Raw genomic sequence first — 21511 nt, forward strand, 5'->3', positions numbered from 1 at the left:
TGGATTTGACCAGTGCGTCGAGAGGCGAGACTGTCGCATCTCTAACTGGCCCAACTGTCGCATTACTATATAGCCGTTACAACTATAAGTCGCATAATCTATCTTATGGAACCTATCGGTCCATGCTCATCTACCGCCTCAGGTAGGTAGACAACCCTCCTTCGAGGAGCTGTCTCCACCTCCGCCTAACGCCCGCCCAACTTCCGTTAAGCTAGTCGAGGACAATAATGTTGCGAAGAGAGTAATGCGCAATCGGCTATTTGACCTTAGTCCACTTATGCCTGTGGCTGCACTTGATTAGGATCAAGAGCCTTGCGGCGTGCCCCTGATAGCATTGTCCTGTTTTGGTGACCTATCCGGTCATCCCTCTGATATCGTCGACTTCGATATCAGGTAGTAAATCATTCTCTGAAGCGAAATCCCGACCGTAGGAAGCACTGAGAATATTGATCCCACTACTATGCAACGGGACCTCGATTCCAGCCAACTGTGCTAAGCGCAGGATGGGGATCAAACCAAACGGCACGTCTTCAAGAACATAGCGGCTATCGATAGTCGTTGGACCGGGCACATCTAAACCTCGCTCAACCTGCTGGGCCGACATTTCGGCGACGCTCGCCCCATAAAGCCCGAATGAATTGCTGTAGTGATCGAACACAGTGCCGACAGTTTTGCCGAATGCAGCCGCTAACGCCAACCGCTCTTGATCTAACGCTTCGATCAACCGGCCTACCGCGCCGGTGATATTCTCGCGTTGACCCCACGTCTCACCACGCTCAAGCCTCGTCAGATTGCAAAGAGCGATGGCCAGATGACTTTGCGGGTTCAGATTGCTCAATGTGATCGTCAGCATATCGTCCTGCAACGAAAACCGTTCGCCGAACAGGTCTGTGCAAATGTCTCGTCCCTGCTCTGCCTCTTCGGACGGAGTGACCGCAATCGATACTATCTTGCGAAGCGCGCCAATCCGGACTTCGTTATAGGCCTGCGCCTTGCAGGTCAGCGCCGTCGTGTTCCAGACAACAATCGGAATTTCAATTCCGCACTTTACGAGAGATTTTGAAAGGTAGAGCGCGGCAAACGAAAGATGGCCACTGAAGATGACGGTATGCCGAGGCTCTAAATGCGGGACCAGGGCATCGATAACGGACCGATGGCCGTTGGCGGGCAGCGCAACGACGATCACATCTGCGCACGCGAGCTCTGCGGCATCGCGACAAACTTCAGGATGGAATACACCCTCTATCGCGCCGGTGACTGTTAACGCCTTACCCGCAAGCAAATCGGCCGATCTTGTACCGGATGGTGACCAGACACCGGCCTTGTGTCCTCGGCTCAGGAGAAAAGCCGCATATCCCATCGCGATGGCACCCGCGCCCGCTATACCAACCTTCATTCAGCCTATCCTCGCCATTACAGAATTTAGTTTGCGCTGTTTTGCATCACGCGATCTGCACCAGATGACCTTCGGATACCTCGCGGTACTGCCGTGCCGGCGGTGTATAATCCACCGCGCGGATAGGGCTCCTGATCTCATCTGTCGACGTATTACGCCTGATCGTACGACGAGAGGGATCGGGTACAGGCACTGCTGCAATCAGCTTTTGAGTGTATGGATGCTGCGGGTTCTCGAACACTGAAGCGCGTGGCCCGATTTCGACGATCTCGCCGAGATACATCACGGCCACCCGGTGACTGACTCTTTCCACCACTGCCATGTCATGGCTGATAAACAGAAACGCCAGTTTCAGACTCTGCTGCAAATCCAGCAATAGATTGCAGACCTGCGCCTTGATCGAAACATCGAGCGCCGAGACCGCTTCGTCCGCGACGATCACCTTAGGATCAAGCATCAAGGCTCGGGCGATGGCGACGCGCTGGCGTTGACCACCGGAAAATTCGTGCGGAAAACGCCGCATCATTTCCGGTAAGAGGCCGACTTTCTCCATCAGGTCCGCAGCCTTGTCGCGAGCCTGCTCTTTTGTGCCCAGATTATGCTCGATGAATGGCTCCATAACGGCATCGCCCACGTTCATGCGCGGGTTGAGAGAGGCGAACGGGTCCTGAAAGATCATCTGGATCGAGCGCCGCATGGTGCGCAGCGCTGACCGGTCAAGCTGCATGACCTTATGACCGTCTAGCGTAACTGCGCCACTGGTCGGCTCCACAAGACGGGTGATGGAACGTCCGGTCGTCGACTTACCGCAACCGGATTCTCCGACAAGTGAGAGGGTTTCGCCGGGGAACAGTTGGAACGAGACTTTTTCGACAGCATGGACCGCGCCGGATTTGCGTGCGAACAAGCCTGATCGGATATCGAAACGCGTCGTGAGGTCCTTCACTTCCAAGATAGGTGGCGTTCCCTTGGCGACAGTGTCAAGCACATCGGCCATAGGTATCTTATCGCCAGTCTTGGCGTCGATGATAGGAAACCGTAGCGGCAGGTTTCGCTTGCCCATCGAACCCAGTTTCGGCACTGCCGACAATAGCGCGCGCGTATACGGGTGTTGCCCACGGTGAAAGATGTCAGCAGTTGCGCCGGTTTCCACCTGCTCGCCTCGGAACATCACAATGGTGCGATCCGCGACTTCAGCCACGACGCCCATGTCGTGGGTGATGAAGAGCACCGACATGCCCTCCTCTTCCTGAAGAACCTTGATCAAGTCTAGAATCTGCCCCTGGATCGTTACGTCCAGAGCTGTGGTCGGCTCGTCGGCGATCAAAAGCTTCGGCTTGGTCGCCAGCGCCATTGCGATCATCACACGCTGGCGCATGCCCCCCGAGAACTGGTGAGGATACTCGTCGAACCGGCTCTTGGCGTTCGGGATGCGCACCTTTTCCAGAAGGCGGGTAACCTCGGCTCTGGCCTCACCGCTGGAAATATCGCGATGTACCATCAAAGCCTCGGCAATCTGCCTCCCAATTGGGAAGATCGGGTTCAGCGAAGTCATGGGCTCCTGAAAGATCATCGAGACATCGTTACCGCGTACGCGCCGCATCTGCTCTTCCGATAGAGACAGAAGCTCTTTGCCGCCGAGCGTCACCTTGCCCTCAATTTTGCTGGTAGCCATGGGCAAAAGCCGCATGATCGATAGCGAAGTGACCGATTTTCCTGAGCCGCTCTCACCGACAATTGCCACGGTTTCTCGCGGCGCAACGTCGAAGGAGATATTGCGGATGACCGATTTCCACTCGCCGTTCACACGGAAAGATGCGGTGAGGTTTTCAACCGATAGAACGGGCGAAGTGCCGATATCGGTCGCTGATTTGGGTGACGCGTTTTCAGAAGCCATAATCTGGTTCCCCGTATTCTTGATGGCTGTCGGGATCATGCTTCACCCCTCGTTTTTGGGTCGATCGCGTCACGCAGCGCATCTCCAAGGATGTTCAATGCGAGGACCGTCAGCAGGATCGCCAGAGAGGGAAAGACAACCAGCCACCAGGCGCTGAGAATATTTTCAAATCCTTCGCGGATCATGCCACCCCATGTGGCCGTCGGAGGCAGTACGCCAAGCCCTATAAAGGCAAGCGAGGCCTCGGTGCGGATGGCGGATGCCATCCAAAGCGACGTCACCACTACGATATCCGACGAGATATTAGGTAGGATATGCTTTGTCATGATGCGGCGTGGCCGAAAGCCCATGGAGCGCCCCGCTTCGATGAACTCACGATGCTTCATCGCAATTGTCGGAGCTCTGGCCACACGCACGAAAGGTGCTGTCTCGGTAATGGCAATCGCGATGATGAGGTTTTCGTAGCTAGCTCCCAGCATGGCGGCAACCATGAGGCCCAGCAAGAGTGTGGGGAACGAGAGCATGACATCGACGAGACCCATAACGATCTGGTCAAAAATTCCGCCGACATAACCGGCGATGATGCCGAGCGCTGAGCCGACGACCATGGCGATCATGACTGCGAAGAAACCGATGGAAAGCGAAATTTGCGCTCCATAAAGAAGCCGCGAGAGCACGTCGCGACCGTAGCTGTCTGTTCCAAGCCAGAATTGCGCGGATGGAGCGCTCAAGCGATGGATGATGTTTTGTTTAAGGGGATCATATGGCGCGATGACCGGCGCGAGTGCAGCCGCCAGCACGATCACGACGAGCAGGCCTGCGCCAAGCCAAAACAGGCGATTGCGACGCAAAGCCTCCCATATCGGATTGGTTTGTTTGTCTGCCATGGTTAAAGGTACGGTTGCGTTCGTCATTTTGCGTAGCTCACTCTAGGGTCGACAAGGCCATAAATCAGGTCTGTCACCGTGTTGACGATGATGACGAAGGTGGCGAACACCACCATTAGCCCCTGCAGCATGGTGTAATCTCGCGATTGCAGAGCCCCTAGAATGAGCTTGCCCAGACCCGGCCGCGTGAACACGATCTCCGTCAGCACCGAGTTTCCGATAAGCGTTCCGAAATAGAGGCCAATCACGGTGACGATCGGGATTAGCGCATTGCTCAGTGCATGCCGCGTGATGAGCGCCATTGGTTTGACACCCTTGGCACGAGCCGTGCGAATATAATCCTCGCCAAGCACTTCCAGCATGGAAGACCGGGTGACACGTGCGATGTAGGCGGTCATGATTAGGCCGAGATTCAGTGCCGGCAGTGCAAGACTGCGGATATGATCGATGGGGTCCGTGCTGGCGCGGCTCATGACCGGCAGCCAGCGCAACCAGATTGCGAAGGCCAGCAGGAGTAGGATTGCGGAGACGAAACCCGGAAATGACAAGCCGATGAGTGAAAGAAGACGGCTTGCATAATCCGGCCACTGATTGCGGCGAACTGCTGCGAGAACCCCTAGCGGTATGCCAAAAGCGGCGCCGATCAAAACGGCTGCGAAAGCCAGTTCGAGAGTATAAGGAAGGACAACCGCCACTTCATGCAGGACAGGGTTACCCGTTACCGAAGAACGACCGAAATCACCTGTAAGGATATCCGCAATGAAGCGAAAATATTGAACTGTGAGCGGCTGATCGATGCCCAGTTCTGCACGCAGGGAAGCGAGTGCCTCGCTGCTAGCCCTGTCCCCGAGCATGGCGATCGCAGCATCACCCGGCACGAGCCGAACGAGAATGAAGACGACGGTCAGCATGGCTAGCAGTGTCGGTATCGCCAATAGCAGCCTTCGGATAGCATAGTTGATCATGCCGCAACCCCTCTTGTAGCGGTGCGCAGCGGTTCGAACGCACCGAGATCTTTTGTTGTTTTGCCCTCGCAAACCAGATCGGCCAGCACTCTTCCGACCGACGGAACGAGCTGGAAACCATGTCCGGAAAACCCGAAGGCATGAATAAGTCCTTCAACCCTTCCAGAAAAGCCAATAACCGGGAGATGGTCTGAGGTCATCGCCTCCATGCCTGCCCATGCGCGCACGATACGAAGACCTTGCGTCGCCGGGAAGAGGCGTAGCGCCGCTTTGACCGACGCCGCGAGCGCGACGACATCGACGCTCGCAGACTGTCGGTCTGCAGACAGCTTGCCTTGGGAGCCGCCGCCAATCAGAAGCGTGCCTTCGCCCGTCTGTTTGAACGACAGCTTGCGGCCCAGCGAACTGACGACAGGCCCAATATGCGTAGACGTTCGCTCGGTAACGACCATCATGGATGTGCGGATTGCGTGGCGCACCGGATCTCCGGCCAGTTCGCATATCCGTTCAGCCCATGCTCCGGCTGCGTTCACCAGCGTTTTAGTCTCGAAAATACCTTTCGAGGTCTCGGCACGCCAAGTGCCAGAACCACGTTGGAGCGCGGTGACTTCGCATTGTTCATAAATGATGACGCCAGCGCTCTCTGCTGCAGATCGAAACGCCCCGATGGTTCGATGGGGATCCGCCGAGCCATCGGTGGGAACCCATGCGCCGCCCAGACAGTGATGGGAAACAGCAGGGAGAAGTTCGCGCAACGCGTCCCGACCAATGACCTCCTCATGTGTATGGCCCATATCCCTTAATCTGGATACGCGCGCTTTCACGGAAGCGAGCGACGCCTCGTCTTCTGCCAGCTGCAATTGACCACAGCCTGTAAATCCGCAATCGTCGCCGACGAGTGTCTCCATCTCGTGCCAGAGCGCTGCCGCTTCCAGGCTCAGCGGAAGCTCCGCGATGTCGCGGCCCAGAGTGCGCACGCCGGCTGCCGTGGAGCCGGATGCATGCCGACCGACGAAATGCCTTTCCACTAGCGAAACTTTCGCACCGCGCCGCGCGCAATTCAGCGCGGCAGACAGTCCATGCAGACCACCGCCAATGATAAGTACATCCGGCGTCATGGTTCTTCCTCCAGAGACGCAATCTCGCCGAGCGTGACTGGTTTGAACGGAGGTCGAATGTTGAAGAAGCTGACATCAGCGATAGGGACATCGTGCTCCTCGGCAAGGATCGCCTGCACCGAATACCCGCATTGACGTCCTTGGCACGGTCCCATGCCGCAACGCGTCGCAGCTTTGACCGCATTCGGATCAGCAACGCCGCCGCGCGTTATTTTGCGGACTGTCCCGGCCGTGATTTCTTCGCAGCGACAGACGATAACGTCGTCGTCCAATCGTCCTCGCGGCACCGGGTAAGCCGCGTCGAGGAATGGGCGAAGCGCCAGTGCCCGGCGTCGGCGCTCATCGAGTTTTTCGTCGCGCCGCATCGCTTCTACGTTTGTTTTGAAGCCGAGCGCCTTCGCTATACCCAGCGCAACTATCTCGCCGGAAGTCGCCGCAGCCATCCATCCGCCGACGCCGCCAGCATCGCCCGCGACGAACAGCGTCTTTCGAGTGGTCTCGCCCCAATTGTCCAGTTTTGGTCGGAAATAGCCTTGGGCTTCATGCCACTCGTGTTCGCATCCGAGGGCTAGAGTTTCGTGGATACGAGGTATCACACCCTCATGAACTAGAAGAACATCTGCGCTCTCGCGCACGGTCTTGCCGCCGTTGCTCCATTCCACGTATTCGAGCCGTCCCTCGCCTCCGGCTTTGAGGTCGGTAAAATTTTTCACGACACGCGTTTCGCGACCCAGTTGCCTCAGCCATTTCAGGCCTTTCAACAGGCTTCGCAGATCACGCCAACCGCCAGCGAGCTTGGAAATTGCCGACAATGATGGCCGTGTTGACGTGTCGAGGTAGCCTGCAATGGATGCACCCAGGTGAAGGTTCTGGGTTGCGTACAGCAGAGGCAGCGGGCCTGCCCCTGCAATAAAGACGCGTCCCTGTGGCAGCATGCCACCGGATTTGAGCAATATCTGCGCGGCCCCAACCGTCATGACACCCGGAAGCGTCCAGCCCGGGAAGGGGACCGGTCGCTCTTGCGCACCATTGGCAAGCAAAACCACGCGAGCACTGATGCAGCGGGCTTTGCCACGGGAGGTCAGAAATACCTTCCATCCGTCTTCGATCTGCCACACCTGCGTCTCCGGAATGTACTCGGCACCGCATGCCCGAAAGCGCTCGACGAGCGGTTCACCCTTGCGATAGTCCTCACCCAGCGCGCCAAGCAAAAGTTCAGAACGATTACGTTCGATACCACGCCAGATCTGTCCGCCCGGAGAAGGCTGTTCATCGATCACCGCCACGGAATACCCGAATTGTTGTAACCGGATTGCGGCCGACATACCGGCAGGGCCGGAGCCAACAATCACTACATCGCAGGGGGTCATAGCCGTATCCCTCGCGCACCGCGTTGACTGTCGATACTCATGCCCGGTTTAACCGGCACGAGACAGCCCTGCACCGAGGCCTCACCATCGACGATAGCGAGACATTCGAAACAGACTCCCATTTGACAGTAAGGAAGTCGGGGCGTGCCACTGACTGGCGTCGAGCGTCCCGCTTCGGGAACTCGCAGCAAAACACTCCCTACGGTTTCGCCCTCCCATGCAGGCGTCTCGATTCCGTTAACGATAACGGTCATGCAGCTAACACCACCTTCCGTCTCAAGCACACTTCTGAACATCGAATCTTCCATTTGAAAACGGCGCCAAGGTCGACGGTAGATGTCCTTCGGCCATGGCGGGCCCTACGATCTCGGCGTGAATGGCAGCCAGCGTCACTCCCGAATGGCAGACCGCTGCAAACAGACCCGGATGATGCTCGCACTCTGCGTAAATCGGCGCCTTGTCTGGTGAGAGCACCCGCAGCCCACCCCATTGGCGAACCAAGCGCGCCGACGCAAGCGCCGGGATAATCCTCTGTGCGCGTCGGGCAAGTGTCACCGTTGCATCCACCGAGACCGCAGTATCCCCGATGTTCTCGTTCGTCGCCCCGATCATAACCGTTCCATCGGCCGTCTGGCGCATTCCGCTTGCGGGAAATGGCAGGATCGGAGACACCCTTTCGGTCACCAGAATTTGGCCCCGTTCGGAGTGCAGGGGTATATTGAAACCAAGTGGCGCTGTAATTGCTTGTGTCTGCAGACCAGCCGCTACGATCACACGGGGCGCGGAGATGCTTTCTCCACCAGCGCGCACAAGATAGCCGCCGGCAGTGGGACAAATCTCTTCGACAGCGTGGCGAAATCGTAGCTGGCCGCCGAGGGGTCGAAGCGCTCGCTGTAGGGCAGAATAGAGGTGGAGCGGATTAACGTGTCCATCCAGCTTGCAGTAGCTCGCGCCGACGACATCAGGACCAAGCGTGACTGCGGGCATCATCCGCTCAAGCGCCGGACGCTCAATCATCTCGGAATGCGCCTCCGATTGCTGATTGTGCGAACGCCCAATCAGATCAGTCCTTGCGACGAAGTCTTTCTCGCTGAGACAGAATACCAGGCCGCCGGGGCGGGCATAGTCGATACTGCTTTCGCAGACATCCATCAGTTCGTTTCTAAAGCGTGGCCACAGATCGGCACTATCCATGCTCAATTCAGCATAGGCCGGATTGTCGCTACCTTTTCCCTGAACCCATACCAAGCCGAAGTTCGCGCGCGCTGCCCGGAAATCGCGATCGTTCCCATCCAGCACAATAACGCGACTGCCGCGACGCGCAATTCCATAGGCCAACGCCGCTCCGACTACCCCTGCTCCTATTACGATGACGTCTGCGTCCACCTGCATCTCCTATGTCACTTGTCATCTTTCAGGTATAGGGGTAGATAGTCAAAGTCGAATTCTTTGCGACATTATACGAAAAGGTTATACCATGCGAGACCCGAGCCTCAGACAACTTGAAGCATTGATCGCGGTCGTCGAAGCGGGAACGGTCAGCCGAGCGGCCGATATTCTGCGGATTTCGCAACCCGCAGCGAGCAAGCTCATCCAGGATCTGGAAGCAGATACCGGCCTGCAACTGTTTGAGCGGGAGAGCGGAAGGCTTGTGCCGACCGGTCGAGGAATGCGTCTCTATGAAGAGGTCGAGCGTATTTTTGGCGGTGTCCGCCAGATGGCCCGCGCGGTCGAGGCAATCCGCCGTGAGGAGCATGGCCATTTGGTCGTCGGAACGCTTCCAGCCCTTTCCGGACCATTCATGGGGCGCGTTCTATCCGGTTTCCGAGCGCGGCATCCTGACGTGTTCGTGTCCGTGGAATCGCGGAGCTCGCAGTATCTGGCCGAAGCGGTCTTGCTGCGCAGGATCGATGTCGCCCTTGTCATAAGCGGACTGGAACACAGCTCTCTCCTTGTCGAAGTGCTGAAAGGACCACGCGCCGTAGTCGTGATGCCGCGCGGTCATAGGCTTGCGGAGAAGGCGACGCTAACGCCACAGGATCTCGCCGACGAACCCTTTGTTGGCTTTGGCCCGTCCGGCATCACGCGTCGCAAGGTAGACGCGACCTTCGAAGAGCATGGTTTGCGGCCGAATATCGTGGTAGAGGCGACAACCGCACCCAATGTCGCAGAATTTGTTGCTGCGGGCCTCGGCGTAACGATCGCAGACCCGCTGTCCATGGAATTTGTTGCCGATCGTGTTGTGACGCGACCATTTGAGCCCGCAATCCTGATCGACAACCAGGTACTCAGGCCGGTCAGGGCGCGAAACAGCAAGCTGGCCGAGGCATTCGTGGAAGAGTTGCATGCTGCTGCTGAAAGCAGCGTCATGCTGCCAAGCGCTACAGAGGGCGTTTACAAGGATGCTAAGGCATCAGGCCGCAAGAGTACGTGACAGGCATGTGAGCAGGGGGGCGAGTTCGCCATTGCGCATCAAAGCGATCGCATCAACGACCATGCCTCCGTTTGCAGGCGACATCGTCAACCGTGTTGCCACTTTGAACTTGGCATCAAGTTCCTCCCAAGTCATGAGAGGCTCACCCTGAGGGGGCGTCGGATCGGAGACAAACCGCCTCCCTTTGGCGGTAATGGTGACGCGCGCGAGAATCTGCTCCGGGTAGACCGCATCGAGTTCTCCGCTAAGCGAGAGTTCCACCTTGCTCGCAAGATCGACGACCTCGGCACGTTCGATAAAATCGGATGTTATAGGTATTAGGCTCTGTGCGCCGAAAAGGCTGAAAAGAGCCAGGCAAAACGGGATACTGTACTGCACGTCAATCAGATTTGCGGGATCGGGCCGGTTCGAGATACGAAGCCCAGCAGAGTGAATCTCCACCTCCATTCGATCGATCTCTACACCGGCGATGGAATGCCTTGCCATGAGAGTCTCGAGTGCGGCGAGAGGTGCGTGTATATGGCGGCAGCAGGCATAGGGTTTAAAATATGTCCCGCAAATATGCTGAGCAGTGCCGGGCGCGTAATCCTCGGGAAAACTGTAATGCCTGACGCTGTCAAGAATATTGCGCGGGCCGGTATGTCCTGCTTCAGCGAGAAGAACTGCAGTAATTCCAGTCACCACAGACCAAGGAATACCTTCTTTGACCGCCGCGCCTTCCGGAGCCGGAACACGCGGCGCGGGGCCACCGGCAAAAGCTTGGCTAGGGGCGCTTTCACCGGCAATTGCCAGTGCATGCTCGATCGCCTGCCATGGTGTCCGACGCAAGGCAGACACAGCGGCCACGACACCGAACGGCGTCCACGTTCCTGAACTGCCGTAAGTGGTGCGGGCAGCTCCTACCGCAACGCCGACTTCATAACCGATGACAATTGCTGTGAGGATTTCTTCCAGCGATGAGCCTAGCTCGTGAGCCACGGCCAATACCGCCGGAATGATCGCAGCGCCGGGGTGGCCACGCGCAAAGCGGTTGCCATCATCAAGGTCAAGTGCAGCAGAGGCTGAACTGTTTGCCCATGCAGCACCAAGGACCGAACTTGTCTTGCCCGTGAACCAGATCGGCACAGCGCCCATACCAAAGACGGAGCTTGCGATGGATCTGATCGCCTTGGGACCGACATCCTCGACACCAACCGCGGTCGCACCGACGAGGTCGAAAATGCATTTGAGCGCTGCATCGCGGGCGGGCAGGCTGGACACCTGATCCCGGTTCTGGACAATGTAGGCACTGATCTTGCCGACGATCCCGCCTTGGTAGTCCGCAACATGATCATTCGTCATGGGTCGAGTGCTTCCTGCTCTTTGGCCGACATCGTCCGCCTTCAACGTCTAGCGACGTCGTCATTCAATCTATGCGGATTACCCGAACGATGGCGGCTATGCCGTCGTTCGGGTCAAAGATGAGCGTTGGCTCAGTTGTTGACAGTCGTCAGTTCGGTGATCGGTGGGGCAAGGTTTAGCGATCCTTTGAGCTCATAGCCATAGTTGACCGAATTGCTCCGGACCCAGACTTGCATGAGACTGAATAGCGGAACACCGCAGACTTGGGCCTGGATCTTTTTCTGGGCATCAGACCAGAACTTCAAACGCTCTGTATCTGTTGCGGCTTTTCGGGCGGCAGTGATGTCCGCATCACCAGCGTCGCAATGAGCGAAATTCGTGACCGCCGTCGGTTTGCCGATCGCGGCATCAGAGTGGTAAAACTGGCTGAGGTAGCTGTCTGCCACCGGGTAGCGGGCTGCTCCATAAAAGACCAGATCGCTCAAGTCTTTGCGGATTTGCTCGTGATAGGTCGGATGGTCCACGACCTTCAGCTCAAGGGTGATACCTGCTTCTGCCAGCTGTGCCTGCAGTACTTCCATGATGGGAAGCTGCGCCGAGTTAGAGGACGAGATGGCGGTCAGCTTGAGGCCACTGGCGACACCCGCTTCTTTCAGCAGCTTTTTGGCAAGATCGAGATCGTACTTATAGGGTGAAGTGCATTCTTCACCGAGATATCCCGTCGGTACGACGGAACACCCTTTCAGACCGACGCTCGAGCCGACCAGCTGAATGATCTGGTCGACATTGATCGCATGGGAGACCGCTTGACGGACCTTTACGTTATCAAGCGGCTTGTGATTGAGATTGATGAAGATCGTGCGGTATTCACCGGGCGCAAAGATATCGACTGTGGCATTGTCCCATGCCTTCGCCTGATCGACCCAGCGCTGCTCGCGCTTGCCATAGATGAGATCAAGTTCTCCCGAACGAAACGCAAGTTCGCGGCTCGAATCAGAAGGTATCAGGTCGACACGAATATCGTTGATCTTGGGCGCTCCACGAAAATAGCCGGGAAATGACTTCAGGAAGACCGATTGCTGCGTGACGGACTTTTCGAACATAAATGGTCCGGTACCGATGGGATTGCTCTTGAAGTCGGCGCCGAGCTTCTCGGCAGCCTTCTTGCTGACGATGTTGCCACCATGATAATTTGCAACTAGGCCGAGGAAGCCCGGTACCGGCTCGCTCAGCGAAATGCGGACGGTTTCCGGGTCGATCGCTTCGATCGATTTGAAGGCAGCATAGTCGCTCGCGTAGGAGGATGTCTTCGCGTTCTTGGCGCGTTCTAGCGAATAGACGACATCATCGGCGGTGAGGGTACCGTAGTCACCGTGGAATTTTACGCCCGTGCGCAGCTTGAATGTCCAGACAAGGCCATCGGCAGAACTGGTCCAGCTCTCCGCGATATCGGGCTCGATATTCGATGGATCCGCACTTCCCGGTGCGAAGCGAACGAGGCCGTTGAACATCCAGGAAACGACCGTCAAATCCTGGGTCGTTGTCGCTCGAGCGGGATCCATGTTCGAAATGTCAGGTGCGCCGACACCGACCCGCAAGGTACTAGCGTATGATGTTCCGGACGATATGGCACTACCGGCGACGCACAATGTCAGCGCAGCAAGTCTGGCAAATTTCAGGGCTTTCGTCATGTTCCACTCCATTTTTATTATCGGAAATCTAACGGCTTGCATTTCCATATGTCAAAGTCGATATTTTGAGCTTGGTATTTGAATAAGTTATAGTGATATTTTCGCGTTCAGCGTTAGTTTATCGGCGCAGTCGATTTCCCTTTCTCTTTATCAGCAGCGAGCTGGCAGAGTTCCGTTGCTCATCCCGGCGAATGTCGATGTATTTGCTGGGTGGCTCTAAGCCTGCTTTCGATCAGGAGACCACTCTTGTCCATGATAGGATGGGCAACCGAGACAATGTGGGCGTTAATGCGCTTCAGATCGCGCAGAATATAGAGATGCAGCGAGCTGGTTTGAAGGCTGTCGGCGGGACCGTCGCGGAGGCGTTCTAGATGACGCTCAGCCGACTGTTTTTCCATCCGCCGCACTTCGACCTTCACTTCCATCAGCTGCCTGGCGAGCTTGAAGTCGCCGGTAACGAAGATTGTCTGAGCGATCCCCAAGTTGTCGATGGTCAGATCGAAGAGGCGATTACGGACGGGAAGAAGTTGAAGTGCAGCTTTACGAAGGTGAACAGCCGCAGCTTTTTACATGGTTGGAGGCCAGTTCGGTGGACGTGATTGTTACCTATGAATTGGAACCGGTCTACCCGAAGATGCCGCAGTGCTTGCACGAGTACCGGCACACGCGCTCATGCACGTTTCTCACCCTCTGGCGGCCAAGCCGACTTTAAGCCTTGCAGAACGTACCCGACTACCCTTTGTTCTGCTGGAGCTACCTCAAACCGCAGCTTATCTCCTGACTTTGTTCGACCTTGCCGGCCAGCGGCCAAAAGTCGCCTTCCGCACGCGCAGCAATGATTCAGTACGCGCAGCGTAGCCTGTGGTTTCGGCTTCTCGATACTCAATATGAGGCCGATCGGTCGAGGTAGCCCCGATAGTGAGGAACTAGTCCGAAGTTCACTAGTAGACGATCTGCCCGCACCGCAGTTGATGATCCCCGACCGATACGGGCATTCGAAGCCTGCTTTCTTGAGACGGTTCACGAAAATCGCTTATGAGTTCTTCGATGGTGTGGGACCAAAACATTTCACAGTGACGTTGCCCGCTAAGTCCAAGTAGTTTCAGCCTGTTACGGCCCTGACGCTCTACCAACCTGAACAACGACCGCCCGGATGGTGAAGCCGGTGGAAGTAACCTGGTTAGCTAACTTAACCTTCATCCGCTGAGCAAGTTCGGGGAACATCGTGCGATAAACAATGTCGATACCCCCGAAAGGACAGCCCATCGATATAGTGAAACTGTCAAGGCATTATAGCGCAAAGCAATGACCCTCAACTGGCTCGAGCAGCATGTTGTTGTCATCGTCCAAAGCCATCGCGTGAAAGAGCGCCCCGCTCCTGAACCATTTCGTTGCGGCGACGGGAAGCTTCGTACTCCTCGCTCGACTTCCCTGTACCAAAGGATCGTTGTCTGTCCACTTCGTTACGCCATTTCCGCACCGCCTCATTAGAATCGTGTTCCCCGGAACGTTCTTCCTGCCGACGCGTCCGCGAAGAGTTCAATGCGGCAGATGTGTCGGAAGTATTGGCAATGGCACTAGTGTCTGAAATGACAGAACCGCTCAGAGGCACGCGTTTCATCGCCGCCGTCAGTTTCAACATCCGTTCCTCGTTCACATCAAAAGACGACTTCGGCAGCTGCGTATTGTTCGGGCGAGAAAGTCCCCGCGCGAGTGCAACCGTGTCTGCAAATTCTTCACGGGACCCGTATATCTGAACGCTGTGACGATGCCGGCTCATCGCGACATAGCTTAAATGACTGTCCATCTTCCCAGAAGCAACCACATAGGACCGATCCCATGTGCCGCCCTGAGACTTGTGGATGGTTATCGCATATCCGTGGTCGAAGTGCCGATAACTCGCCGGTATCGCTACCACCTTAGCCGATTGACCATTTTCGGCCGCCAGCTTCACCCTCATGCTGTTTTGGGTGACAGTTTCGATAGTGCCGCTCATGCCGTTAAGAACACCCAAACGACCATTATTTTTCAGGAAGACGAGCTTGTCTCCGGATGCGAAGTTCCGCGTTTCCTTGCGCGAAGCGGCATCACCTTGGGGAACTTCCACCTGCCACACATGGTCTGCTCCCACCGGCCCAGTAATACGGTCGCCGGCAGAGCGTAAGGCAGCGCGAATTCCCTGGTTGAGCGCCGTGACGTCTTCGTGGGTATAGGCCAGCGCGATGACCGTTGGTTCAGGAGAACCGGCCGCAAGGGCCTTCCGGCTTTCGGCGACATCCGCGACATAGTCTTGCACAGCACTGCTGATCGCAGCGTTGCGATTATCGGTCAACCTGACGACACCGTGATCGACGTATTCCGAAATCGCCTCGGTTGTCAGCCTCTGACCGAATTTCTCCGAGGCGCGCTGCTGCCAGACCGCATTCTGCCGGCGCACGCCCGTCAAAGCCGCATAACCGGCCTGCTTACCGATCGCCTTAAACGGTGCACCTGTGTCGATCGGCTGCAATTGCTCAGCATCGCCGACGAGCACCAACTTCGCATTCTTCTCATGCGCCATCTTGACGAACCGTGCCATCTGTTGACTGCCGATCATGCCCGCTTCGTCAATTACCATGATATCACGATTGCCGATCCCCAGCTCACCTTTTTGCCAACCATAGTCCCAAGCCGCCAGGGTCCGGGACGGAATCTGCGATGAGGCGACGAGCCCTTGCGCCGCTTTTCCAGAAAGGGCTGCGCCGTTGACAGTGTAACCCGCGGCCTCCCAGGCCTGCCTGGCTGAGGCAAGCATGGTTGATTTTCCCGCCCCAGCATACCCAACAATCACGGCGACCTGTTCCGGCCCCGTAGCATGCCTAACGGCTCGTGCCTGTTCCTCACTTAGACTAAATCTGCCAGGGTCCAATTGCTGGCTCGTCGGCAGTGGGCCGTGGCCAACGGCCACATCGACCAATTCCGAGGAAACCCCATGGTCCCTGTTTCGCTTCATGGCGTCAACTGACGACAGCATCGCCCTTTCTGTCTTCAGCATGGTCGTCGTAGTGTAGAAAGAAGAGGCGCCCTCGCTTTCGGCAATGCGCGTTACACGGTACGACCTCAGAACCGCTTCGACGGCTTCATTCAAGGCGACACCGCTAAAATGGTGTTTGGCAGCATCTTCGACATCCTGACGGGTAAAAGGCGTCCGGCGCGCCACTTCGTTCAAGAGCTTTTCTGGCTCTCTGGCGAAGGCACTTGCCTTCACAGGATGAAGATATGGACTCCGGGACTTGGGGGGTAACTCATGATGGTCGGTGCCATCGATCGAACGCGTCGGTGGCGCCTCGACAATGTCACTGACAAGACGCCTTACCTCGGGCGAAAGAGAGGCGAGCTTATATTCTGCCACGATATTAGACAGACTATCATATGCCCCGTCCTGGTTTTTGATGAACACCCGCTCGGCGGCGATAGTTTTGGGGATGATTCCACCATTACGCGCCGCTATTCTCTCACCGGCAGCAAAGGTGGTACGCCGTCCCATGTCGACCAATGAGTCCGGCGCAGTGTTCGCATGCCCATTGCCTCCATCCGTGCTGAGGACAAGCCGAGATATGCTGGGGCGAGAAGACCCTACGGCATCGTCAGTCGGATGGACACCAATGCTCTGATAAATCCCGGCTGCATTCCTAGTGAGTTTAAGTTGCACGCTCGGCGGCTCTTCCAAGGTCGGTGTGTCACGCGCAAACTGCGTTGCTAAACGCTGCCGATCGCCATCGTTCTGCATGTTTTCACCCCTTAGTGGCCGTCAGCGCTGCTCCCTCAGGGGGCGGCACTATTGTGAATATCAGTATTGGTTCAGGAGGTTTGCCACGGTTTCGCCTCGACGTCGCGCGTCGGCCGCGAGCCAGATTTCTCCCACTTCATATATCTCACCACTCGTTCGAAACGGCACGATCACATCGATAGCGGCGGCCAGCATGTCGATCAGCGTCCTGTCTTCAAGTGCGGCTCCCTGTGGGCTGCCCTTCACTAGTGAGAACAGCTTCTTGAAACCCTGAACGGGATTGGCACCGTGGATGGTTGATATTGAGCCGGGATGTCCCGACACTACTTCGTTGAGATAAGCCCAGGCGGCGTCGTCGCGCATTTCTCCAAGTAAAATCCGGTCCGGTCGCATTCGAAGGCTGGCCTGGAGTAGATGTTCGGCATTAACTCCTCCCATCGCCGCACCACCCTTTGAATAAAGTAATCGGACATGGTTCTCATGAGGGATGACAAGTTCGAGCGTATCCTCTATGGTTATCAGCCGCTCATGGGCGGGAATGGCGCTTATAAGCGTCTTGCTCATAGTCGTCTTGCCGCTGCCCGTCGGGCCGCAGAGTAGCATAGTCAGCCGCCCCTCTACACTAGCGCGAAGGAACGTTTCTAGATTGCCTTGATCGTAATGCGCAAGAATTTCCTTGTCGCCATCTTCTTGTGCCTTCTTGCGCTCCTGCCAAAGGTTCCATTTCGACGAATCGTACCGCGACGATACCTCGCTTAGCGATGAAACACGTGATCCAGGGCGGCGGATTGTCAGACTGATCGTACCTTGTGGCACCGTTGGCGGCAGGCAGATCTGAAGCCGCTCGCCATTGGGCAGCTCGGTCGCGCAGAGCGGGCTGCGTGGTCCCACGTCCTGCTTTCTCAAGGCCCCCGCCAGGATTGCGATGTCCTCGAGATCATCATAGGACATAGGCAGGTCATGACGGATAAAGGTACCGCCCTGTCGCACAAAAACCTCTCCGGGCCTGTTGATCGCAACCTCTTCCGTTCTCGGGTCACTCAACCAGTCAAGAACCGGCTGGAGAAGAAATCGCAGCTGAAAATCCGCCTCAGATCGCATCGCTTAATCCCACCATCATCCTATTTGTAAACCGGGCTTTGGGGCGCGAGTTTGCGTATCCTCAGCTGGTAGACATCTGAAAAATCGAGATCGCGCGCCACGAAGATGGAAACGGTCTCGCCTTGGTTCTTGGTCAGCGTCGGGGGAATGTCGATGGTGGCCTTCAATGCGGTTTCGGCCAGCGGCTCGCCGTTGTTCTGGATGCTGTTGAACGTTGTGCCGTTCTCCGATTTCCCAGCATAGTTCGCACCGGCCTGAAACGCGCCTTGCACAATGCTCAGCATCATGGCGCCACCAAAACGTTTCCAGAAGTGATTATCGATCTTGCCAGAAAAACCCGCGCGCCCAACTTCGTCAGCACCCGGAGAGCTGAGCGAGATGACCGCATTGCTGGGCGTTTGTGCCCGCGTCCACAATACGAAGACACGCGCCTGCCCTTGCTGGAGTCCGCTCTGGATTTCGCCAACAACCGTCGTGCCCTTGTCCATAAGGATCACATGGCCGGTCGCGCCCCTGATGTTTTCAGGGATGACGCATTTAATGAAGCCGGCAAGGCTGGTGTCGATCGCAGTCTGTAGAATGCATGGAATGATGGTGCCCTGCGTGATTGTGTAATCGGGATTTTTAAGAAGGGATGCTTTGCTGGCTTCCGACTGGGTGGCGCGCAACCGCCCGGAAAGACTAGTCTCTCCGTTGACACTATCGAGAGGGCCGGACGAGCCTTGCAGTAGGCTGTCGCCCAAAGATTTCTGGACAGCAGGCTTGGGAGCCGCGCCATCGCCGCTGCTATAGGCGAAAATCGGCGTTTCCTCGGGCAAAATTTCGTTTTTCTTTTTTTCCGGCGGCACGGCTACCTGCTCAGCAGGCGGGGGTTCGGGCGGCAACGTAATTGGCGCAGGCCGAAACGGCCGTGTGTTGGCGGGCACAGCAACCTGCTTTTGCGAGGTCGTATCTTCATCCTTGGAGCGCCCGCCGATCCAGATCAGCGCCATCGCCATAGTCAAAACGACCACGGCGACGACCAACTTTTGAGAACTGGATAACGTACGCCTTGCCGGATCGGAAACCATAGAGCCAGCTTGATCAACGGCATGGCCGCGCTGTTGGTCGATGTCGCTCAATGGGATGATCCTTTCACCACGCGCTCGATATCCGCCCGCACAGTTCCGGTTCCGGGATTGCGCCCGACCGGATCGAAATTGGTGTTCCAGACACACAGAAGCGTCCTGCCGTCGCGAAGCTTCCAACCCTTAGCAACGGATGGAACTTCGACGTAGTCTCCCTTGACCGTATAGTTGGCTGTCGCTTCCCGGCCATCCGGGTTCACCCGGTAGATAGACGGAATGCGCATATTGCCCGGGAACCGGAACCTTGTGGTGTGGCCATCGTCAAACACCTCGATCGGCAACAAGGAATGATCGCCCTGCCCGACATAATTCCAGTTGGTCGAAGGCGGTTCATTATTGGCCATCGGGTAGTTCAGCATTTCCTGCGCGCGCCGCTGGTAACCTGCAGCCGCACGGCCGTTCGCCTCATTCGCTTTCTGCTCCGCCAGCCGACGGCGTGCCGCCGCCTCGTCTTGCGGATAACCGAATTGGACGCTGTAATAGAGATCCGGCTGGCCCTTCTCCAGATTGGCCATCGACCGGCTGGAAATGCTGAAGACATAACGGCGCATTCCCGCTTCGCTTGAGGTCAACACGATGACGGGTTGGGCAGGTAGTTGCTGGCTCGCCTTAAAAAAGAGATAATTGCCGCGCGGGAGTGCTGAAAGATCCCTACTATTCGAGACGGCTACGGCAGTCACAGTTTCAGTCGGCCCGAATGTCACAACAAGGGTCGAGCCGACTGCCGTTGACAGTTTGACAACCTCGTCGGGATTGTATGACAGATATCTCATTCGCGGATCGTGACGGCCGGCCGCCGGTGTATCCTCGGCGAAAGCCGCGCCCGCGGTAACAAGTGATGCAACGGCCAGTACGAAACGTCTCACTTTTGCACCCGCACGGGGGCAACCGAGTCCTCTGATGCTTGATAGGCAGTAATTACCAATCCAGCAGGATTCGCCAGCCGTTGCTTGGCCGGCAAGCTGGTCATTTTCTCGAAGCGGATCGTCGCCGTCCAGGTGGTCATAAGCGGCATTTGTCCATCAATCGAAAGCGTACGCTTGTATCGAACTTGCTGTACGCCGGGGGTAATCTCGTTCGAAGAGATATGTTCGGCTTCCAATCTGCCCTTGCGGCCAATCACGACCTGCGGCGAGCCAGGATTGGGATAATTGAAATACTGCTGATATTCTTGCCGGACATTTTCAGCACTCAGGCTTGACACGAGGTCATAGGCATATTGGGCGGTGTCGTATGTATATCCTTCACGCATGCGTACATATTCCCAGAGAGCCGAGCTGATGACGGCCTTTTCCTGGGTTGCGGGCAACTGCGATATGGCAACCTCGCTATCGATCGTGCCATCAGGTTGCACCCACAGGAAAACAGGTACGACCTTCGACAGCGGAAACAGGCTGGCGATTACAAATGCCTGCGCGACATTGCCAAGAACGGCAATGATGGCAATCAACACCGCCAGTCGCGAAAAACGTTGTGCGGTTTTAGCCCGCTCCGTCTGAAAGGAGTGAACTTCCTTGTAATGGTCCGCCAGCGCATCCCGGCTCACAAGTAATGCGTTCGTCTGTTTGTTCATCGCTGTGCACTCGGAGGCCGAAACTCAAGATCGACAGGCGTCGGCTGCCAGCGGCCCACATTCAATGGAAAAACGGGGCCGCTGCACGAGGGCAGCTTTGTCGCTGTCTGGCAGCTGCTCAGAACAAGCAGGGAAAAAAGAAAAAGCGACTTCATTATCGGACTGCTGCCGCGCCGAAGAGTAGTGCTGTATCTTGCCGCATCTTTCTTTGCCGGGCTGCTTCCTCTTCTTCATGCAGGGACGCCTGCGCCACCGTCATGATCAAATGGTTCGTTGCCTGCGTATTCATGATCACCGCATCGTGTACCTGCTTCATCACCAGACCGTTAGTCACTGTCGCCTGCATGATGTTTCGCGAGGTCGAAAGCTGGCGAAGGGTTTCAGCGTTCTCGCGCAAGCGATCGTCCAGCGCTTCGAGGTTTTTGGCGGCGATGCCAGCAGAATTCGCCAGACCAGCAATCTGCACCTTCAACAAGTCCGCGCTTGAATCGGTTCCGACGATCTGCCGATCCGCATCCTGCGCAATACTACCAGCGACGGCGGAGGCCGGCATACTCGTATCGAACAGCTGGTTAGTTAACTGATTGGTGTTGGGATACTGATTTGCTTGGTTCAGGCCGCCCAGCAAGCCGTTTACCCCATAGGACGCGGTAAGCATCACCACCATCGTGATCATCTGTTCGAGCGTTGCCGCAGCAGACACAGCCTGAGCAACGTTCTGGGCAAGATTGGTTGGATCGCTAACCACAAACTGCGCCCTGGCATTATTTCCATTGGAAACACCGAAACATGTCGTTGCGATCAATAGATATAGCGTTTTTTTGTTCATGCTCTTGTCTCCC

At 56.6% G+C, this 21511-nt stretch carries 19 protein-coding genes and 1 pseudogene; 2 read left to right on the plus strand and 18 right to left on the minus strand.

From position 1 onward, the window contains the following. Positions 1-352 precede the first annotated feature (352 nt). From IFT53_RS22895 to IFT53_RS22930, 8 genes are read right to left on the minus strand one after another with little or no spacing between them, the layout of a single operon-like run. On the minus strand, positions 353-1396 hold the full coding sequence (locus IFT53_RS22895; protein ID WP_192068271.1) for an NAD/NADP octopine/nopaline dehydrogenase family protein: 1044 nt from the start codon (positions 1394-1396) through the stop codon (positions 353-355). A 46-nt stretch (positions 1397-1442) separates the two neighbouring features. Further along, entirely contained in the window at positions 1443-3293 is a 1851-nt protein-coding gene (locus IFT53_RS22900) for an ABC transporter ATP-binding protein (RefSeq protein ID WP_192068335.1), read from the minus strand. A gap of 35 nt (positions 3294-3328) precedes the next feature. Next, a complete protein-coding gene (locus tag IFT53_RS22905) occupies positions 3329-4180 on the minus strand; it encodes an ABC transporter permease (RefSeq protein ID WP_431768257.1) in 852 nt (283 codons plus the stop codon). A 23-nt stretch (positions 4181-4203) separates the two neighbouring features. Beyond that, positions 4204-5145 (minus strand): ABC transporter permease, encoded by a 942-nt coding sequence (locus tag IFT53_RS22910; RefSeq protein WP_192068275.1) that lies wholly within the window; start codon positions 5143-5145, stop codon positions 4204-4206. After that, positions 5142-6263, minus strand: coding sequence for an NAD(P)/FAD-dependent oxidoreductase (locus IFT53_RS22915; RefSeq protein WP_192068277.1), 1122 nt, complete (start codon positions 6261-6263; stop codon positions 5142-5144). The genes IFT53_RS22910 and IFT53_RS22915 overlap by 4 nt, the downstream gene beginning before the upstream one ends. Further along, complete coding sequence (locus IFT53_RS22920; protein ID WP_192068279.1) at positions 6260-7633, minus strand: NAD(P)/FAD-dependent oxidoreductase; 1374 nt, start codon at positions 7631-7633, stop codon at positions 6260-6262. The genes IFT53_RS22915 and IFT53_RS22920 overlap by 4 nt, the downstream gene beginning before the upstream one ends. Beyond that, the gene (locus tag IFT53_RS22925) at positions 7630-7941 is read right to left on the minus strand and encodes a (2Fe-2S)-binding protein (protein ID WP_342365868.1); all 312 of its coding nucleotides are present in this window, start codon (positions 7939-7941) and stop codon (positions 7630-7632) included. The genes IFT53_RS22920 and IFT53_RS22925 overlap by 4 nt, the downstream gene beginning before the upstream one ends. Then, positions 7910-9025, minus strand: a complete 1116-nt coding sequence (locus IFT53_RS22930) for an NAD(P)/FAD-dependent oxidoreductase (protein WP_197980353.1) — start codon at positions 9023-9025, stop codon at positions 7910-7912. Before IFT53_RS22930 ends, IFT53_RS22925 begins: the two co-directional genes overlap by 32 nt. An 85-nt stretch (positions 9026-9110) precedes the next feature. Between IFT53_RS22930 and IFT53_RS22935 the strand changes: the two genes are divergently transcribed. Further along, on the plus strand, positions 9111-10067 hold the full coding sequence (locus IFT53_RS22935) for a LysR substrate-binding domain-containing protein (protein WP_192068284.1): 957 nt from the start codon (positions 9111-9113) through the stop codon (positions 10065-10067). On the opposite strand, the gene IFT53_RS22940 is transcribed toward IFT53_RS22935, so the two are convergent. From IFT53_RS22940 to IFT53_RS22950, 3 genes and pseudogenes are all read right to left on the minus strand, one after another. Further along, positions 10047-11408 carry an MmgE/PrpD family protein gene (locus IFT53_RS22940; RefSeq protein WP_192068286.1) on the minus strand — a complete coding sequence of 454 codons (1362 nt, stop codon included), beginning with the start codon at positions 11406-11408 and terminating at the stop codon, positions 10047-10049. The two genes, IFT53_RS22935 and IFT53_RS22940, sit on opposite strands and share 21 nt — an antisense overlap. A gap of 131 nt (positions 11409-11539) precedes the next feature. Beyond that, on the minus strand, positions 11540-13099 hold the full coding sequence (locus tag IFT53_RS22945) for an ABC transporter substrate-binding protein (RefSeq protein ID WP_192068288.1): 1560 nt from the start codon (positions 13097-13099) through the stop codon (positions 11540-11542). A 179-nt stretch (positions 13100-13278) separates the two neighbouring features. Further along, positions 13279-13608, minus strand: a pseudogene (locus tag IFT53_RS22950) (PhoU domain-containing protein); the annotation flags it as partial. A gap of 133 nt (positions 13609-13741) precedes the next feature. On the opposite strand from IFT53_RS22950, the gene IFT53_RS24240 reads away from it, so the two are divergent. Beyond that, positions 13742-13957 (plus strand): LysR substrate-binding domain-containing protein, encoded by a 216-nt coding sequence (locus IFT53_RS24240; protein ID WP_446737716.1) that lies wholly within the window; start codon positions 13742-13744, stop codon positions 13955-13957. A 481-nt stretch (positions 13958-14438) separates the two neighbouring features. Here the strand turns inward: IFT53_RS24240 and IFT53_RS22955 are convergent, their stop codons facing one another. From IFT53_RS22955 to IFT53_RS22985, 7 genes are read right to left on the minus strand one after another with little or no spacing between them, the layout of a single operon-like run. Continuing rightward, positions 14439-16868: an AAA family ATPase gene (locus tag IFT53_RS22955; RefSeq protein WP_192068290.1), complete on the minus strand. Its 2430-nt coding sequence runs from the start codon at positions 16866-16868 to the stop codon at positions 14439-14441. A 60-nt stretch (positions 16869-16928) separates the two neighbouring features. Continuing rightward, entirely contained in the window at positions 16929-17969 is a 1041-nt protein-coding gene (gene virB11 / locus IFT53_RS22960) for a P-type DNA transfer ATPase VirB11 (RefSeq protein WP_192068292.1), read from the minus strand. 20 nt (positions 17970-17989) lie between these two features. Then, the gene (gene virB10, locus IFT53_RS22965) at positions 17990-19090 is read right to left on the minus strand and encodes a type IV secretion system protein VirB10 (protein ID WP_192068293.1); all 1101 of its coding nucleotides are present in this window, start codon (positions 19088-19090) and stop codon (positions 17990-17992) included. Beyond that, on the minus strand, positions 19087-19962 hold the full coding sequence (virB9, locus tag IFT53_RS22970) for a P-type conjugative transfer protein VirB9 (RefSeq protein WP_192068295.1): 876 nt from the start codon (positions 19960-19962) through the stop codon (positions 19087-19089). Before virB9 ends, virB10 begins: the two co-directional genes overlap by 4 nt. Continuing rightward, positions 19959-20669 (minus strand): type IV secretion system protein VirB8, encoded by a 711-nt coding sequence (locus tag IFT53_RS22975; protein WP_192068297.1) that lies wholly within the window; start codon positions 20667-20669, stop codon positions 19959-19961. The genes virB9 and IFT53_RS22975 overlap by 4 nt, the downstream gene beginning before the upstream one ends. Beyond that, positions 20666-20824: a type IV secretion system lipoprotein VirB7 gene (locus tag IFT53_RS22980; protein WP_192068298.1), complete on the minus strand. Its 159-nt coding sequence runs from the start codon at positions 20822-20824 to the stop codon at positions 20666-20668. The genes IFT53_RS22975 and IFT53_RS22980 overlap by 4 nt, the downstream gene beginning before the upstream one ends. Beyond that, the gene (locus IFT53_RS22985) at positions 20824-21498 is read right to left on the minus strand and encodes a DUF4141 domain-containing protein (protein ID WP_243258496.1); all 675 of its coding nucleotides are present in this window, start codon (positions 21496-21498) and stop codon (positions 20824-20826) included. The genes IFT53_RS22980 and IFT53_RS22985 overlap by 1 nt, the downstream gene beginning before the upstream one ends. Positions 21499-21511 lie beyond the last annotated feature (13 nt).

It is taken from the genome of Rhizobium sp. CFBP 13644 (assembly GCF_014842165.1).
Taxonomy (GTDB): domain Bacteria; phylum Pseudomonadota; class Alphaproteobacteria; order Rhizobiales; family Rhizobiaceae; genus Agrobacterium; species Agrobacterium tumefaciens_C.